Source organism: Methanoregula sp., assembly GCF_028679125.1.
In the GTDB taxonomy this organism is placed as follows: Archaea; Halobacteriota; Methanomicrobia; order Methanomicrobiales; family Methanospirillaceae; genus Methanoregula.
The window spans coordinates 83,192-101,321 of the sequence record NZ_JAJRCG010000002.1 but is presented as its reverse complement, the minus strand read 5'-3'; the positions used below and the strand labels follow the sequence as shown (position 1 = coordinate 101,321).

Genomic DNA, 18,130 nt, shown 5'->3' with positions numbered 1-18,130 from the left:
GAATCTGCATTCATCCCCGAACGCGAGGCTTAATCTTCTATCATCACGCATACTATACCGATGTTTTGCCCTGAATGTAAGTCTCTTATGATATCATCTGGCGGGCAGCTCAAATGCCGCAAGTGCGGGTATATCAGGAAGATTGAGAGTTCCGACCAGATGAAAGTTGAGAAGAAGCGCACGGAGAACGAGATCACGATCGTTGACGATGAGGATGAAGATCTCAAGACCATGCCCACGATCCAGATCAAGTGTCCCAAGTGCGGGAACAACCTTGCGATCTGGTGGCTGCGCCAGCTCCGGGCTGCGGATGAGAGTGAAGTGCGGTTCTTCCGGTGCACGGAATGCGACCACACATGGCGCCAGTACGACTGAATATCAGCCATACGTCCTTTTTTAACAGGGTTTACCGGTTCCATCCTGCTGCAATGAGCGGGTACCATTCATTAAGGTATTAAGAACGGGTGAGAAATAGGTGATACATGAGATCCTTGTTCCCTGATCGGCATGCAGCCGTCCGGTATTGTTCTGTTGCAGCAGCACTTCTCCTCCTGATTATTTCAGCGGGATGCACCCAGAGTTCAACAGGCAGTACCTGGACCGCGAACGGAATACAGGTCACGCACCCGGACGATTCGCACATCACCGTTGCCTTTGTCGGTGCAGAGGGCATGGATTCCCTTGTTGAGATGGAGATCACGTTTACTGACAGCAATGGAAAAAGCATCACCCGTTCAAAAGGATCCAGGCTTGGCACAACACCCATCCCCATCCACGCAACCGAGTCCATGACCGGATCCTATGGCGGGAAAAACCATGTCCTCGTGATCGGGTATTTCAGTGACGGGAGCGAGCGGGTACTTGTGGACCGGGACATCTGATCGCACCGTGATTCCCCAAAAGCCGTCCCGCTCATCATCACCAAGGGGATGGAAAACGAGCGTACGCCGGGATGCTCACTTTTTTTCAGGAGTGTTTTTCCAGGGCGGCAGGTGTGCATGCCGGACAATAATCCGGATTGCCGCACCCGGTTCCGGGTGGCCGGATACCGTGTCCCCGGCCGGTATCAGGTGTCCTTCTTCCGGGACTTTTTCGGCTTCGTTTCCGGGATCACCGCTTTTTTCCGGAGCTGGCGGTTATACGTGATGGCAAACCGGTGCGCCTCATCGCGGATCTCCTGGATGAAGTGCAGGGCCATGCCTTTCTTGTCCAGCTGCCGGGGAAGCATCTCCCCGGGGAGGTACACATCCTCCTCCTGTTTTGCGATGGCGATGACGGGGACGGTGACATCAAGATCGCGGAGAGATTCCCCGGCAGCAGAGAGCTGCCCCTTCCCCCCATCGATGATGATCAGGTCGGGCAGTTCCGCATCCTCCCGGATGAGACGGTCATACCGCCGTTTCACGATCTCGGCAATGGAAGCAAAATCATCGACACCCTCCACGGTCTTGATCTTAAACCGGCGGTAATTCTTCTTGTCCGGGATGCCGCCCCGGAACTGCACCATCGATCCCACCATGGCAGTACCCGAGAGGTGCGAGATATCGAAACATTCGATGACATCCGGGGCATCCGCAAGACCGAGACTTGCCTGGAGATCCCGGATCTTCAGGTCATTTCTCAGGAACGCGTGTTCGAGATTCTTCTCCACGAGATCGAGCAGTTTCTTCTTTTCCCCGATCCGGGGAACCGTCACCTGCACGGCCTTTCCCTTCCGCTCTGACAGGTACCCTGCCATTGCTTCGTCAACCTCGTGCGGCACGATCAGCTCGGACGGGGGAACGCGATCCGCATAATACTGGACGAGAAATTCATCAAGGAAATCCTCGCGGTTGTCAAACGAGTATTCCTGTTTGCCGGAGAGCAGCCCTTTCTCGACCGAGAAGACCATGAGGTAGACGGTATCGTCCGAGATCGCGTACCCGATCACGTCCTGGTCGGTCTCTTTCGGCCGCTCGACATGCTGGCGTTCTGCCAGGTGCGTAACCGCGATGATCTGGTTGCGCAGAGTAAGCGCCTTCTCGTATTCCTCATGTGCCGAATAACCGGCCATCTCCTCCCGCAGCGAGAGGAGGAGTTCGGCACTCTTCCCTTTCAGCAGTTCTGCTGCACGATTCACGTCACGGCGATACTCTTCCTCGCTGATCGCGCCGATGCAGGGGGCGCTGCAGGTATGCATATGGTACCGGAGGCACGCCCGTTTCGGCAGTCTCCGGCAGGACCGGAGGTGGAAGATCTTCCGGATGATGTGGATCAGGGCATCGCGTTCCGCAGCCGAGACGAACGGCCCGAACTGCGTGGAACCGTCAGTCCCGGTGCGCCGGGCAATCCCAATCCGGGGGAATGGTTCGTTACTGAGTTCGATGTAGGCATACCGTTTGGCATCCTTGAGATCGATATTGTATTTCGGCTGGTTCTTCTTGATCAGGTTGTTTTCCAGCAGGAAAGCCTCGGTCTCGGTGTTGGTCACCATGACGCTGACACGGGCAATGGCCGCGACAAGGCTCCTTGTCTTCGGGTCGTGGTCTTTCTTCTGGAAGTAACTGCTCACCCGCTTTTTCAGGTTCTTTGCCTTGCCGACATAGATGATCGTCCCCTCTTTGTCAAGAAACAGGTAACAGCCGGGGTTGCCGGGGAGGGTGGCAGTGTCGAACATTTCTGTAACTAGCGTCTCTCCGCCCGGATTATTAATGAATGGGGAGAAACCATCAGGATAAAAAAATCATGAGGGGGCCGGCGATTTGCGGCCGAGCATCTCCTTCAGGAACTGCCCGGTATAACTTCCGGGAACGGATGCGACTTTCTCCGGTGTCCCGCACGCCACGATCTTCCCGCCCGCATCCCCGCCTTCAGGACCGATATCGATGATATAATCCGCCGACTTGATCACATCGAGATTGTGTTCGATGACGATGACGGTGTTGCCTTTTTCCACGAGATCGTCGAGCACCTTGATCAGTTTTTTGGTGTCGTCGAAGTGAAGGCCGGTGGTCGGTTCATCGAGCAGGTAGAGCGTCCTGCCGGTGGCCCTTTTCGCCAGTTCGCGGGTGAGCTTGATCCGCTGGGCTTCGCCACCGGAGAGCGTCGTGGAGCTCTGGCCGAGCTTGATGTAATCCAGGCCCACGCGGGAGAGCATCTCCAGCTTGGAACGGATCGAAGGGATGTTCTCGAACAGGTTCAGCGCTTCCTCAACGCTCATGTCCAGCACATCGGCAATGGACTTGCCCTTGTACTGCACTTCGAGGGTCTCGCGGTTGTACCGCTTCCCCTTGCATTCCTCGCATTCGATATACACATCGGGCAGGAAGTTCATCTCGATGCGGATCAGGCCGTCGCCTTCGCAGGCCTCGCACCGGCCGCCCCGGATATTGAACGAGAACCGTCCCGGGGTGTAGCCCCGCATCTTTGCCTCCTTGGTCCCGGCAAAGACGGTACGGATCTCATCGAAGAGTTTGGTGTATGTTGCCGGGTTGCTCCGGGGGGTCCTGCCGATCGGGGACTGGTCGATGACGATCACCTTGTCGATATCCGCATCGAAAACAATCTTGTCGTGCTTGCCCACCTGCTCACGGGACCTGTTGATGATCTGCATCATGCCCTTGTACAGGGTCTCGTACACGAGCGTGGATTTCCCACTCCCTGATACCCCGGTGACAACGGTCAGCAGGCCAATCGGGAACTTTGCATCGATCTTCTTGAGATTGTTCTCACGGCAGCCCTTTACCGTGATGAACTTCCCGGCTTTCCGCCGCGTGGCCGGAACCGCGATCGATTTAGTGCCGGCGAGGTACTGGCCGGTCAGCGACTTTTTGTTCTTCTCGATCTGTTTCGGGTTGCCCTCCGCAATGACCTCCCCGCCATGCATCCCCGCCCCGGGGCCTATATCGATCACGTGGTCGGCAGACCGGATCATGTCCTCATCGTGCTCCACGACAATCACGGTATTGCCGAGGTCACGGAGGGTCTGTAAGCTCTCGATGAGTTTCCGGTTGTCGCGCTGGTGCAGGCCGATGGAGGGCTCGTCCAGCACGTAGAGCACGCCCATCAGGTTGGTGCCGATCTGGGTGGCGAGCCGGATCCGCTGGGCCTCTCCGCCGGAGAGGGTGCCGGCATTGCGGGAGAGCGTGAGGTAGCTGAGACCGACTTTTTCAAGGAATGCGAGCCGGCCCCGGATCTCCTTGATGATCTGCCGGGAGATCTCCGCTTCCTTGTCGGTAAGCTTAAGGCCGTCGAAGAATGCGAGACCGCCGGATACGGAGAGGTCCGTGACATCTATGATGGACTTGCCGTTGATCCGGACCGCGAGGATCTTGTCCTTGAGCCGCTTCCCCTTGCAGGCCGGGCAGTCAAAGACCCGCATGTAGCCTTCCATCTCGCGCTTCCTCCACTCGGACTTGGTCTGGGAATACAGCCGGGCGGTCTGCGGGAGGAGACCTTCCCACTCGCCGTTGTGGGACCACTGGGCATCGCCATTCCGCGTGCTCATCGAGAAATGCATCTTCTCGTTCGAGCCGTACATCAGGGCATTGTATTGTTCTTCGGTGAGATCCTTGATCGGCGTCATCACAGAAAAGCCGAAGTGCTTTGCAACGGTTGCAAGGTACTGGCCCCGGAACCCGTCCATGGGATTGCGGTACGGGGCTACGGCACCGTCAGCAATGCAGCGGGTTTTGTCCGGGATGATCAGGTCCGGGTCGAACTCCATCTTGACGCCCAGCCCGTGACATTAATCGCAGGCGCCGAACGGGCTGTTGAACGAGAACATCCGTGGCTGGAGCTCCTCGAACGACATCCCGCAGACCGGGCAGGCCATCAGCGAGGAGTACGTTGTCTCATTCTCCTGCTCGTCCACGGCGATGATGAGTCCTTCCGACTTTTTGAGGGCGTTCTCCACGGCTTCCGCGAGACGCGAGCGGTCGCTTGTTTCGAGCCGGTCGATCACGATCTCGATGTCGTGCTTCTTGTACCGGTCGAGGCTGATCTCCTCATCGGTCCGGATGATCTTCCTGTTGACCCGGACCCGGGCGTATCCTTCCTTGTTCAGGTCGCGGAGGAGCTGCTGGTACGTTCCCTTCTTCTGCCGCACGATCGGTGCGAGGATAGTGACCATGCCGGGATGTTCCGCGGTGATCTGGTCCGCCATCCGGTCCGGGGTCTGGGCGGTGATGGGAATATTGTGCTCGGGGCAGAACGGTGTCCCGATCCTGGCGTAGAGGAGACGGAGGTAATCGTAGATCTCGGTTGTCGTCCCGACCGTGCTCCGGGGATTCTTGGACGTGGTCTTCTGCTCGATGGCGATGGCAGGGGAAAGTCCCTCGATATGGTCCACATCGGGCTTGTGCATGATGCCGAGGAACTGCCGGGCATAGGAAGAGAGGGACTCGACGTACCGGCGCTGGCCTTCTGCATAGAGCGTATCGAATGCGAGCGTTGATTTGCCGGACCCGGAGACTCCCGTGATCACCACGAGTTTGTCGCGGGGGATTTCGACGCTGATGTTTTTCAGGTTGTGCTGGCGGGCACCTTTGATGATGATATTTTTCATGCTAGGTGCTCAGACTGTTTGGCACCGGCATATAAAGGAGTTCAGTTCGGGGCATGAAAGTGAAGAGAGTAAGTGTTGTTTTTTATCACATCCAGAGGAAAAAAAATTCACCTTCAGGGGCGTCATCCTGCCAACACGACACTCCGGAAAACAATGGGAGTTACGTGAAACGACTCGGATTGAAGTGAGCAAGAAGCGAGTGATACGTTGACCACAATTTTATAATATGCAAACGAACTTAGTTACCATTATAACGAAGGTGGACAACCGTGGCAAAACCAATTGAACTGGGTCTCATCCTTGATCGGGAAGAGTCTGTCAGGTTCCAGAAATATATTGATAATCCGACCTACACCGAGGAAGGACGTAAACTTATCAGGGAAGCAGCCGATCTGGCTGAACGATCGCGTTTCTAAATGAGTATCAGCCTCGATGATCTTGAATTTGTAGTTTTAACTGCCGATCACGATCAACAGATTTCAACATTCAGCTGCAGGAATCCCGAGCTGAAAGATTTTTTATCGGAAGATGCTTACCAGAACCAGCTGGACCGGATTTCCGTTACCCGGCTGGTTTTCTGGCAGGGTCGTCTTGTCGGGTATTTCACGCTTGTCACGGATGTTATCAAGAAGGATGAGCTTGCAGAAGACGATGGCGATCCTGGTTATCAGTACAAAACATATTCGGCTCTGAAAATTGCCCGGCTCGCAACCCACAAGGATTTTGAACACCAGGGTGTAGGCCGCGCGATGTTGCTGAAGATTTTTTCCATCTGGATACGATTCTCGCGGTATATCGGGTGCAGGATCATTACGGTCGATGCAAAACCCGATGCCGTGGGATTCTACGTAAAATTCTCTTTTCATGAAGCTATTTTCGATCCAGGAAAGCTGAAGGGCAGGGACACTATTCCCCTGTATATCGACATCCACAAGGAACTTGAGAGGATCGGGAAGAATGCGCCGTTAAGCGATTATGATGAACGTTAATCCTCCCTGTGAAAATAATTCTGCCCGGGAAAATAATCTGTTTTCGTTTTTATCATGCACTGACCCGATGAAGTCCACGTCGGACTTCTGCATCAGCATGAGGAACTGACGGGCAATTGGAGAGCGATTCCCTGTACCGGCGCTGGCCTTCCGCATAGAGCGTATCGATTAGCGAGCGTGGATTTTCCGGAACCGATTTGTTCGAAATCTAAAAACTCTTTTCCACAATAAGGACAATGAATTTGAATTTTTTCGTTAATGCTGATAGATTCAGTGTCCTTTGACATCGTGATAGTTAATCTCAAACCTTTACCTGATTAATTTTACTTCATCGCCCAATTAAAGGCACGGAAGATTGTAATGTTTGAAAATAGAGCAATTATAATAAGGGCGCAAGGGACATGACCGATAAAGAAAAAAATCTGATTAATCCCGCTTCTTCAGGATCCTTAGGGGCATTTTTTGAAACACGGGTCCAGGCTGCATTTGTAGTCTTCATGTTAACGAGCAGAATTTCACCTTGTTTACCCCAATGGCCTATTCAAAAAATAAAACTACAAGGACGTTATGCCGGGTTCAATATTGATGATTTCATTGTCTTTACAAAAGACGAATCAACAGGCCAAGAAGCAAAACTTTTAGCTCAAATTAAACGTTCAATAACAATAACGGAAGAAAATGAAACTTTTAAAGAGGTAATTCAAGCAGCTTGGACGGATTTTAATAATCCTGATATTTTTAATAAAGAAACGGATGTATTTGCCCTTATCACCGTTATCTCCGATACTAACCTTAGAACAATTCTGGATTGGGCACGACATTCTGAAGATGAAAACGAATTTCTCTATAAGGTTAGTAAAGGGAAATTCAGCAGCGAAAAGAAACAAAATCTTCTCAAAGCATTCAGGACACAATTACAAAATGCAAATGAGGGGATTGCCCTTTCGGATCATCAACTTTGGGATTTTTTAAAACACTTCTATCAATTGGGATATGATCTGGATTCGGATTCCAGCAGCATTCTCCAGTTAGTACTATCACTGATTTCCAAAAGTTCCAATAATGATCCGTCGTCAATTTGGGAAAAGATCCTCGGAGAAGTACAATCATTCAATCCAGATGCAGGAACACTTTCGCCACTTACAATTTCGAAAGAAATCCGTGATTCTCTCGATACTAAGAAAAATCCGCACTTCGCTCACGACCTCAAAAAATTGAATGAAAGAAGTAAATACATCGTTGAGGGGATAAGGTCGGAAATTGGTGGGTTTCATGTCAAGCGTCCAGAACTACTTGCTCAGCTTATTGAAAACAGTGCAGAAAATAAATTTGTCATCCTTTTAGGGGAGAGGGGTTGTGGAAAGTCCAGTCTCGTTCGAGAATTTACTGGCGACTTGATCGGAAAAGAGCCTATATTTTGCCTTCGAACAGAGGATCTTGACAAACCTCACCTGGATAACGTTTTTTCAGCAATAGGTCTGACAAGTTCTCTCGGAGATCTAGAAGAAGGTCTCGCCTTAATGCCGAAAAAATACCTTCTCATTGAGTCTTTGGAAAAATTACTCGAACTTCAGAACAAAACCGCGTTTAACGATCTGATTCAATTTATTCAACGACATCCCGAATGGACAATAATTGCGAGCTGTCGAGAGTATGCTTTTCAACCAATATCTTTTACGTTTCTTCAGCCATCCGGTGTTAATTATGAAACAATACCGATCAGTGGATTTAGGGATGATGATATCACACAATTGTGCGAAAAATTTCAAATTCTGAAACCTTTTGCAGAAAATCCCCTTCTCAAACCTTTATTGAAAAACCCGTTCCTAGCGGACCTTGCTTACCTAGTTATCAATAATGGCAAGAAGTTTTCAAACAGCGAGGGCGAACGGGAATTTCGGGAAGCCGTCTGGAATGATATAATCTCAAAAGAATCTGAGAGATCGGACGGTATGCCAATAAGGCGACGGCGAGCGTTTATCGCTGTCGCAGTAAAACGGGCAAAACAAATGGTTTACGAAGTCACTAGTACTGAATTCGATGCTAATGCATTACTTAAACTTGAAGCCGATAATTTGATTCATCGGAATCCATCAAATTCTCGCGTCCGGCCAGATCATGATGTTTTTGAAGATTGGGCAATTGTTGAATATATTGAAGAGAAATTTCAGTCATCTATCGGGGAAACCAAAGGATTCTTAGACTCAATAGGTCACGAACCGGCAATGAATCGAGCTTTTCGTTTGTGGCTTAATCAAAAATTAAAAGATGGGGCGGATATCAAGCCCCTGATTCTGTCAATATTAAACGACGAGAAGATTGAAAGAATCTGGCAAGATGAAACAATAACTGCTGTACTCCAGGGCCAAAACCCACTTGGGTTTCTCTGCGAATTAAAAGATCAGTTATTTACGAACGATAGCGAACTTCTCAAACGATTCTGTTTTATTCTAAGAACTGCATGTAAAATTCCCAATCAGGAGTTATTGAGTCAGCTGGCAATTAAAAAAGAAATGGCAGGATATCTGTCCCATACTATTTTCTTAAAACCCTATGGCCCGGGCTGGTATGCAATAATTCATTTCATATTTACTGAAAAACAAAATATTTCAAAAAACCTTTTACCTCATATTTCTTCGGTTCTCGATGAATGGTCCTCGCAAATTAACATAAATGACGATCTGCCCCCCAATTCCCGTGAAGTTGGCCTTCTTGCGCTGCATTTGCTAAGTGATATCAAGGATTCGCATAGAGAGGATGAAGAAAGAAAAAAAATACTAAATGTCATCGTCCGTGTCGTTCCGGCGATTCAGGACGAATTCCACAAACTTCTGGAAACTGACTTGTTTCAAGAAGATACTAAAAAGCGTCGACCGCGCTATATTGATGATCTTGTCGCCATCGCTCTACGTAAGCAAGAATCTAAGTTCTTGTGCAAATACGTACCAGACACAGTCATCAATATTGCATGGCATGAATGGATCAAAGTACCATCTGACAACGATATTGATAGTGGGTACGGATATAGAGATGCAGACGAGTGTTTTGGATTAGATAAATACAAGACGGATATGAAATTTTTTCCGCCTAGTGGAGAAAAAGGGCCATTTTCTTCCCTACTTCGTTTTCCTTCGGTAAACGGATTGGATTTTATCTTAGGATTCCTTAACACAACTGCGGATAGTTACGCCCATTCTGAATTCGATGATCCTGAAAGATTCCCGAATTTGCCAGACGATATGAAATCTTCGGGGGTTCAGGAAGTTGAAATCACCCTGAACGACGGATCGAAAATCAAACAATATTGTTCGAAACGTTTGTGGGTCGGATATCGGGGTCATGAAGTAATTCCGTATATTTTACAATGTGCCCTGATGGCACTAGAGAACTGGATGATCGATCTTGTGACTATTTTTGATCGTCCTGAAATTTTTGAAGCTCTTTTCAGTAAAGTTTTACGGCGAAGCAATTCTGTCATGCCAACCGCTATCCTGGCATCGATCGCGACTGGTTTTCCGGAGAAAATAGGAAAAGCCGCTTTTCCAATTCTAAGAACACCTGAATTTTATGGTTTGGATTTGGACAGGATGTTACACGAACGTGGTGGAAATGAAGTTAATTTGTTTGTACCAAAAATCGATCCTTTAGCAGATATCTACATAGAAGAAAGACGTAAAGCTGCATTACGACCCTGGAGGAAAAAAGATCTTGAATGGCTGATCGGATATCTCCAGTTTAAAGATTCTAGGGATGAGATTTTAAAAATCCTTGACGATTTGCGGTCAAAGACCGGAAAAGATGAGAACTGGAGATTCCGGTTCCATAGAATTGATAGTCGTGAGTGGAAGCCAGAAGTTGATAAAGAGAACAGTAGGATTGTATTCACTCCACAAAATATGGAGCCCGATCTAATTGAAATCCAAAAGAAAACCGAATCTGAACAGACATTAAATAATCGATTTTATTCACTGTGTCTGTGGTCGGACAAACTTCTGAAAAATGAGAAACTGGATAGAGAATATTATTCTACATGGCGTGATGCATATGAAGAAATTGAAAGTTTATCAACGATCATCCAAAGCAATACAAAAGGTGATGTTTCAGACATACTATCGTCGGGACTTTTTTTATTCTCTAGGTGTCTCGTAAATGGAGCAGCAGTGTTGTTACGAGACCACCATGACGAAATTACTAGTGAGAATTTTTCTTTAGGTTTCGATTTAATCCTCAATACAATCATTGTTCATGCAGATTCCGGAAATCCAGCCGTAGCTATGGATGTAACAGATTCAAGTGGTGCTGCGGCTGCGGCTTCCGTTCTCCCAATTAGTTTAGATTTTACCTCAAACGACGATGAGAAGATTATTGTCAAGACGATCATAGCCATCGCACTAACACATGTAAATAAAAATGTGCGAATCGAAGCCGCTAACGGTGTGAGAAACAATCTCTGGCAACGAGATCCTGATTTTGCTCATAAATGTATTCTTGGAATTATAGAGTACTCCCGATTAGAGGCTTTGGAACAAAAGAATTTCAAGAAAATAGAAGATCTGAATGAATGGCTTTTTGCTTTCTGTGAAAAAATTGCACGTGGGGAAATAACAACAGATATTACAAATATAACTTTTGAATCTCATAGCCCCGAACATTTATTGACATCTTGTTTGATGATTCCTAACGGTTCAACTGACCCAGAGCATATCTTCCTTATCTCACGAATGTTGGAACTCTTCGGAAAAGCGGAGCAAGATGAAGAGTCCCACGATAGTCATGTTAGAGAGGGATATAGAGAAAGAATGGATTATAAACTTCCCACAGAATTTGGAAAATTATTGTCGGACCATTTGTTCAACATTTCAAAAGGTGAAGTCAAACAAAAATATGAGGAACAATTACAGTTACTCTGCGACACAGCTCCAGATCTTGTAAAATGGGTTTTAATGTGGACTTTCGTATCGGCCGATAAGACAAAAAAACGAGATCGCTATTGGGAACTATGGAGTGCGTTATCAGGACCAATGCAAAAAATTGCCATAAAAAATGCTGAAAACCAATCTCGATCGAATAGATATGAAGATGACCTGGTAAAAAATCAGCATAAATTAATTCGTGATATGTTATTTTCAGATCTTCAACCGCACCAAGTCGAATATGAACGCGATAATCTCATTCAAGGAAAAAGACTAATCATCGATTTCATAGACACTGCCGGGGTAAACCGGGTAGTTTTTGAGTCCGCTACCAAGTTGATATTTCAATATTCAGATGTATTTCTTGATTCAGGAATGAAAATTCTTGCAAAACATCAGAAGGCTATTGGTGGAACACAATTATTCACTCAAAACACAGCATTTTATCTCGAAATGTGCATCAACCGTTTTTTAGTTGAAAATAGCACATCGATCCCGAGAATACAATATCAATCGTGTAAGATTTTGCTGGATGCACTCGTAGATACAGGATCTTCCGGGGCATATTATCTCAGGGAACAAATGGTCCGTTCAAGAAAGATCGCCAATTAGGACGCCAACCCGAACTCGCCGAATCGCTCACTTTTCTCAGTGCCCTCGGTTCCGGAGAAGCAAGACGGGTCGGGACCAACCGGTCCCGGGTCCGCCCAATCAGTTCCAGCCCGGCCCCCCTGCATGCGGCCGACTTGATTGATCACATCGGGTTGCTCCGGCAAAAAAAACCGGCAAAACCGGTTCGTATAAAAAAAATTCCGGGCCGGTCACGTTCCCACAAAATTTTTTCCGGAAAAATCCGGCGCAATCAATTTTTGTCCTGGCCTTGTTCGCAGACTCCCGCCCCCCCTCATCCGCATCCCCTGGCACTGCCCTCAGGATACCAGCGACTGACGATGGGCACCTCCCTCCCCGGTGACCTTGCCAGACGACACCTCCGCCGGTGACCCCTCACACAGAAGGCTGGGAGGCACCTGTGGGAATTCAGGTACAACGGAGCCCTTAACGGGGACGGTTGTACCTCTTTTCCCCCTACCCCCAAAAAGGGGAGGTCATAATTCGTAAAAATGCGGAACCGGGCCCGGAATTTACTGTGAGTTGTCGACGGGAATAATTGAGGTCGGATTTAGCAACGTTTTGATGGCAAAAGTCAGGGCCGGATTGTGGAGTCTTGGTTTTCCCGGGTGCCGGATCTGATGTCTGGATTTCGTACCGGCATTTGACGACGGTCCCCCTCCGACCTGATGGATCTGTCCGACGTTAATGCGTCAAACAGGGAACCCGGATAATTCCCCCTCCAGTACGCAAATGTTAACATAAATGATAACATTAGTGTATCTAAGGGGGAACTCCGGGGAATGACCATTGAGATCCTGAAGTCCATGGCAAAAGAGAACCAGGTCTTCTCGTTTGACCAGCTCTACCAGAAGACGCACATCAGTAAAGGAACGCTCAGGGTCATCCTCTTCCGGCTGGAGGAAAAAGGGTTCATCGAACGGATTGACAAGGGCAAGTACCTCATCATTCCGCTCGGGAGCGAGAAAGGAAAATACACGCTCCACGAATTTGTCATCGCGTCGTACCTTGTCGAACCGTACGCGATCTCCTACTGGAGCGCTCTCCACCACTACGGTCTCACCGAGCAGATCCCTGCCACCGTATTTATCCAGACACCTGCACGCAAAAGCAAAAGCGCGATGGAGATTTTCGGAGTGAACTATCAGATCGTGCGGGTGAAGGAGGAGAAGATCTTCGGAATCCGTAAGGAATGGATCGAGGAGACTCCGGTCAGCATCACAGACAAGGAAAAGACGATCATCGACTGCCTCGACAAGCCACAGTACGCCGGGGGAATCATCGAAGTCGCAAAAGCGCTCAAAAGCGGTTCGCTGGATCGCGACCGGCTCACGGAATACGCCATCCGGATCGATAACTTTGCCGTGGTCCGGAGGCTCGGGTACCTGTGCGAGAAACTGGGCGTGCAAATCGATCTCCCGCCGCCGCGTTCGAAAAAATACCTGCTGCTGGATCCCACCATGCCGGCAGAAGGAAAGAACGATCCGAAATGGCGGCTCGTGATCAATCACGATGCTGTGCTGTCGGAGTCGCTTGAATGATTACGACCCTTGAGATCAAGGAACGCGCCCGGGAATCCGGCGTTCCCACCTCCACCATTGAGCGGGATTATGCGCAGAACTGGCTCCTGTCCGCACTTCGCCCAATCAACATGGCATTCAAGGGAGGGACCGGCATCCGGAAAGTGTTCATCGAGAACTACCGGTTCTCCGATGACCTCGATTTTACCCTTCTTGAACCGGTCGATGCTGGTGCATTGCAGGCAGCGGTGAGCGATGCAGTACTCCGGGTTCGTGAGGAGAGTGGCATCCTGTTCGAAGACGATCCCGGCTTCCGGGAAACTAAAACCGGTTATAAGGCAACGGCCCGGTTCCGGATCCTGAACCGGGGTTCATCATCCCCGGTGAAAATCGATCTTGACCTGACCGGCCCGGGCCAGGAGGATGTCCTGCTTCCGGTCAGCGAACGCCCGGTCTTCCACCCGTATTCCGACGGGCTCTCTGTATCCGTGGCTTCGTATGCGCTCGAAGAGATCATGGCAGAGAAGATACGGTCGCTCTTCCAGCGGAGCCGTTCACGCGATCTCTATGATATCGTGCAACTGGCGAACCGGGTGGACCACCGGGTTGTGAAGTCGATTCTCCTTCGTAAATGCGATGCGAAAGGTGTTGTTGTCGATATGGCGGTACTCAATGGAAAGCGGGAGCACTTCAAAGATCTGTGGCAGGTTTCTTTGGGCCACCAGATGAGCGGGGTTCCGGATTTTGATGAGTCGTTTGAGACAATGCTGGAGGTAATTGAGGGATATTCGAAGAAAAAATCCCATTCTTGAGTGAAAAATCTGGATTTTTCTGGTTTGTTATTTCTGTTATAGTTATGATTTTTCCTGCTGATTGCCAGCGTTCCTCAGTACCCCCGGTTCCAACAATTGACGACGGGTCCGGTACTAAATACGGTCCCGGGTCCGCCCGATCAGCGAGAGCCCGACCCCGCCCCACTGCACACGGGCGGGAGATCGTGTCGGGTTGCTCCGGCAAAAAAAATTCCCGGCAGAACCGGTTCGTGTAAAAAAATTCCGGGCCGTTTACGTTTGCACCAAAAATTTTTCCGGAAAAATCCAGCGCAATCAAAAATATTTTTACCGGGCCCTGTCCGCAATAATTTTTTTTGTCCGGGCCCTGTTCGCAAACTCCCACCCCCCTCCACCGCATCCCCTGGCACTGCCCTCAGGATACCAGCGACTGACGATGGGCACCTCCATCCCCGGTGACCTTGCCAGACGACACCTCCCCGGTGACCTCCCTCACAGAAGGCTGGGAGGCACCCGTGGGAATTCTGGTACAACGGAGCCTGCTGCGAGCCCGGTTGTACCTCTTTTCCCAAAAGCACCAAAAACAGAGGTCATAATTCGCAAAAACTAGGGAACCGGGTACGGAATTTACCCCTCATTATCGACGGGAATAATTGAGGTCGGATTTAGCCGTGTTCCAGCACACGAAGACCAGACCGATCAGGGTACCGTGGGCCGGATCAGCCGGCGGGGGATCTCCCGGGACCCGTTCCGGCAGAAGTTCCCTCCTGTACACCACATGCGGTTCCCATTTTTGCGCCCGCCAATATCAGCGTATCGGGCCCCGTTGGCGCTCAATCGCGAGCAAAACCTCTGGATTTTGTGTTTCCGGATTTATTCATACAAGCGCTTATATACCCCGAGCTAATCCTGTTCTGTCAAAGGGCCCCGCGACATCACAACAAAAGGAGGTAACAACACATGAGAAAAACCAAAACCCCGCCGGTACAAAATCCGGCAACCACCTTAAAAACCACCGGGAGGTGCTTCCGGTGAGCCGCGGACCGCGTCCGCACCGGGCGCTCGCTGCGGCGATGCCCATCGCCCAACTGCGCGGCGTCTTCCAGATGTCGGGTCTCGGCCCTGAACGGATCTATGACATATCCATCATCTCGAAGATCCCGGTCACGTTCGCACGGGTTATGTTTGCGCCGCAGATCCTCGTGGCGATCGAACAGATTGCCGGGGATTTCAAAGACGAGATCGACAAGCTCCGGATCATCGCCCGGGACGCTGCCATCTCGGCCGAACTCTGGCTCCGGTCGAAACACGGGACATGGCGGTTCTTCCTGGTCACCGGCACCGGACTGATCGAGATCGACCGGGACGGGAAGCCGCTCGCGGCCGGTGGAATGCCTGCATGATTGCCGGGAAAAATTTCCCGGAACTATTTTTTCCGCACTGTATTTTGCTGCCGTATTTTTCCGGTACCTTTTCTAAAAAAGAGTTCCCCTCTCCACCCGGGGAACCCCGATGTTCCGGCACCTGACAACGGGTCCGGTACTACACCGGCCTCAGGTCCGCCCAACCACCATAAGCCCGACCCCCAACACACGCAGAAAACCAGCCAAAAATATTCATACTTACAATGTTTACAATCTGATCATGTCTGCGGTAAAACGGATACCGGTAACGGAGCCGGTATGGAAGGACCTTGCCGAGATGCGGGCGGCCGGCCAGACCTATACGGATCTCCTGGCAGAGATGATCGAGGACCGCAAGAGGCGCAGGCTTGAGGAAGATGTCAGGACGTGGAGCGGCCGTAAGAAAGAAGGGTACGTTTCACTTTCGGAGATTAAGGATTGACATTTTCCCTTGTGCTCTGGCACGAGTTAGCTGATGAGATCAATCGCCTGCCGGAGAAGTCACGAAGGATCATCAAAACTGCCCTGAAACGGCTCGAAGAAGATCCATTCCCGGGAAGCAAAGGGGATAAAGAGAAACTGGTTTTACGAGGCGGGGTTGTAATTTACCGGCTTCACATTTCCCGCAGTTACACCGCATTTTACGATATCGATAAAGAGGAAAAACTGGTGATTGTCCAGGAGATACTGCCAATCGAGCAGGCTCATAAAAAATACGGATTTTATTAATTTTTTCTCGCTGGTTTTTGGTATCTCATTTTTTTGTCCCGGCCCGCCATTACCGGCGCTCCTCAGTGCCCCCGTTTCCGGAGATTGACGACGGCCTCGATACTAACCGGTCCCGGGTCCGCCCAGTCACCACAAGCCCGGCCCCGCCCCACCGCACGCGACCGACAGGAAATAGATCCGGGAATGAACGCACGTACCGGATTATCTCAAGCAGATGAAGTAACCGGCACAATGATTCCTTTCCGGATTGTGCCGGCAATAAGCGATGCCGGATCCTGGTATTCTTCCGGCGTCAGGGTGAGCACATCGAGGGCCACACGGTATTTCCTGACGGTCTGGATCTCCGCGTCTTTCGTCATGAGAGCCCGGTCAAAAATATCCTTACCGGCAAAATCGCTCGAAATAATCGCGATGTCGATGTCGCTTTTCGGAATAGCAATTCCGGTGCCTGATGACCCAAAGAGGATAAGATCGTGGATGTGAACACCCTTTTCCCTCACGATGGCGCTGAAAAAAAGGACCACTTCGAGGACTTGTGCGTCAACCATGAGGTTCACTCCTCTTTCTGCGTCTGCTGGATCTCTCCACAGATTTCATCAAGATCGTTGCTGAGCCACTGCCTGCGCTCTTCGGTGTAATCGTCGCTTACCCGGATCCGAAGGACGGTGAATTCATCTTCAACCGGGATCTCGCGGTTATCTTCCCTAAGACAAGAGATGATCAGCTCGGCAGCTTCCTTCGTATTTGCGATCGTCTCCTCTACCGTCTCCCCTTGCGAAAGACAGCCGGGCAAGGCTGGCACTTCAGACCAGAACCCGCCTTCCTCAGCCTTGTGGATCAGGACGGAATATTCCATACATTCCCCTAACATTGCCGGAGTAGTTCTTTCACCGCAGTTGCAAGAGGTAACAGATCGTGGTGGATTGTTTCCCACATAATCATGGGACTTATCGAGAAATACCCGTGGACCATCTTGTCCCGCATCCCCGCAAATTCTTTCCAGGGGACGTCGGGGTACCTTTCGATAATCTCCGACGGAATTTTCTTTATCGCTTCACCGATAACCACAAAATTGAGAATGATTGCCTCGCGGGTTTTCCGGTCGCCGAGCAGTTGTTCATACGTTATCCCATCGGTATAGGACAGAATCGTGGAGATTGAATCATCGATGTCCGTGAGGTAGAGTTTCACCTCGCGTTTAGACATAGATGACCTCAGCGAGAACATCCTGGCGGATCACTGGCTTTAAGGAATCCGAAGTCACGAGATCAACCCTCTCCCCGAGTTGCTCTGAAAGAAAATTTTCAAGCCGTATGAATGTTACAAAACCAACCGGCTTTGAGAACTCCACCAAGAGATCGATATCGCTCTGTTCGGTCCCTTCGCTCCGGGAGATTGAGCCGAACAGGCCTATTTTTTTGACAGAATATTCCCGTGCCACTTCCCCTTTAAGTTTTTTCAGTGAGGAAAGGATATCCTGCCGGGTGGATCTCATAATAGTACCTATGGTAAAATGGGCGACGAACTATTAATAAATATTTTAGAACTATTGCGGAATCTTTTGTGAGTTGCCAGAACCTTACCCTCTCCATCATCGTTCCTCAGTGTCC

The 18,130-nt window shown here is 49.9% G+C and carries 15 protein-coding genes and 1 pseudogene; 10 read left to right on the top strand and 6 right to left on the bottom strand.

From position 1 onward, the window contains the following. Positions 1-60: 60 nt before the first annotated feature. Both LUQ43_RS02220 and LUQ43_RS02215 read left to right on the top strand, forming a co-directional pair. A complete protein-coding gene (locus tag LUQ43_RS02220; RefSeq protein ID WP_299963357.1) occupies positions 61-375 on the top strand; it encodes a transcription factor S in 315 nt (104 codons plus the stop codon). Positions 376-482: 107 nt separating this feature from the next. Continuing rightward, on the top strand, positions 483-881 hold the full coding sequence (locus tag LUQ43_RS02215) for a hypothetical protein (RefSeq protein WP_299963355.1): 399 nt from the start codon (positions 483-485) through the stop codon (positions 879-881). Between the two features lie 185 nt (positions 882-1,066). Here LUQ43_RS02215 and uvrC read toward each other — a convergent pair whose 3' ends face one another. Then, positions 1,067-2,656 carry an excinuclease ABC subunit UvrC gene (gene uvrC / locus LUQ43_RS02210; RefSeq protein ID WP_299963353.1) on the bottom strand — a complete coding sequence of 530 codons (1,590 nt, stop codon included), beginning with the start codon at positions 2,654-2,656 and terminating at the stop codon, positions 1,067-1,069. Between the two features lie 66 nt (positions 2,657-2,722). Beyond that, positions 2,723-5,545, bottom strand: a pseudogene (gene uvrA, locus LUQ43_RS02205) (excinuclease ABC subunit UvrA). Between the two features lie 269 nt (positions 5,546-5,814). Between uvrA and LUQ43_RS02200 the strand changes: the two are divergent. The 8 genes from LUQ43_RS02200 to LUQ43_RS02165 all read left to right on the top strand — a co-directional run bounded on the left by LUQ43_RS02200 (position 5,815) and on the right by LUQ43_RS02165 (position 16,520). Further along, positions 5,815-5,961, top strand: a complete 147-nt coding sequence (locus tag LUQ43_RS02200) for a hypothetical protein (protein ID WP_299963351.1) — start codon at positions 5,815-5,817, stop codon at positions 5,959-5,961. Beyond that, on the top strand, positions 5,962-6,534 hold the full coding sequence (locus LUQ43_RS02195) for a GNAT family N-acetyltransferase (protein WP_299963349.1): 573 nt from the start codon (positions 5,962-5,964) through the stop codon (positions 6,532-6,534). A gap of 401 nt (positions 6,535-6,935) precedes the next feature. After that, entirely contained in the window at positions 6,936-12,059 is a 5,124-nt protein-coding gene (locus LUQ43_RS02190) for a hypothetical protein (protein ID WP_299963347.1), read from the top strand. Between the two features lie 800 nt (positions 12,060-12,859). After that, complete coding sequence (locus LUQ43_RS02185) at positions 12,860-13,618, top strand: type IV toxin-antitoxin system AbiEi family antitoxin (protein WP_299963345.1); 759 nt, start codon at positions 12,860-12,862, stop codon at positions 13,616-13,618. Continuing rightward, positions 13,615-14,409, top strand: coding sequence for a nucleotidyl transferase AbiEii/AbiGii toxin family protein (locus LUQ43_RS02180; RefSeq protein ID WP_299963343.1), 795 nt, complete (start codon positions 13,615-13,617; stop codon positions 14,407-14,409). Before LUQ43_RS02185 ends, LUQ43_RS02180 begins: the two co-directional genes overlap by 4 nt. Positions 14,410-15,419: 1,010 nt before the next feature. Next, the gene (locus LUQ43_RS02175; RefSeq protein WP_299963341.1) at positions 15,420-15,791 is read left to right on the top strand and encodes a hypothetical protein; all 372 of its coding nucleotides are present in this window, start codon (positions 15,420-15,422) and stop codon (positions 15,789-15,791) included. A gap of 241 nt (positions 15,792-16,032) precedes the next feature. Next, on the top strand, positions 16,033-16,233 hold the full coding sequence (locus LUQ43_RS02170) for a hypothetical protein (protein ID WP_299963339.1): 201 nt from the start codon (positions 16,033-16,035) through the stop codon (positions 16,231-16,233). Next, positions 16,230-16,520 carry a type II toxin-antitoxin system RelE/ParE family toxin gene (locus LUQ43_RS02165; RefSeq protein WP_299963337.1) on the top strand — a complete coding sequence of 97 codons (291 nt, stop codon included), beginning with the start codon at positions 16,230-16,232 and terminating at the stop codon, positions 16,518-16,520. The genes LUQ43_RS02170 and LUQ43_RS02165 overlap by 4 nt, the downstream gene beginning before the upstream one ends. Positions 16,521-16,726: 206 nt before the next feature. On the opposite strand, the gene LUQ43_RS02160 is transcribed toward LUQ43_RS02165, so the two are convergent. Genes LUQ43_RS02160 through LUQ43_RS02145 form a run of 4 tightly spaced genes read right to left on the bottom strand, consistent with a single transcriptional unit; the run spans position 16,727 to position 18,015 of the window. Continuing rightward, positions 16,727-17,068: a nucleotidyltransferase domain-containing protein gene (locus tag LUQ43_RS02160; protein WP_299963335.1), complete on the bottom strand. Its 342-nt coding sequence runs from the start codon at positions 17,066-17,068 to the stop codon at positions 16,727-16,729. Positions 17,069-17,073: 5 nt separating this feature from the next. Next, complete coding sequence (locus LUQ43_RS02155) at positions 17,074-17,376, bottom strand: type II toxin-antitoxin system HicB family antitoxin (protein WP_299963333.1); 303 nt, start codon at positions 17,374-17,376, stop codon at positions 17,074-17,076. Positions 17,377-17,384: 8 nt separating this feature from the next. Next, positions 17,385-17,726 (bottom strand): DUF86 domain-containing protein, encoded by a 342-nt coding sequence (locus LUQ43_RS02150; RefSeq protein WP_299963331.1) that lies wholly within the window; start codon positions 17,724-17,726, stop codon positions 17,385-17,387. Further along, on the bottom strand, positions 17,719-18,015 hold the full coding sequence (locus LUQ43_RS02145) for a nucleotidyltransferase family protein (RefSeq protein WP_299963329.1): 297 nt from the start codon (positions 18,013-18,015) through the stop codon (positions 17,719-17,721). The genes LUQ43_RS02150 and LUQ43_RS02145 overlap by 8 nt, the downstream gene beginning before the upstream one ends. Positions 18,016-18,130: the final 115 nt, after the last annotated feature.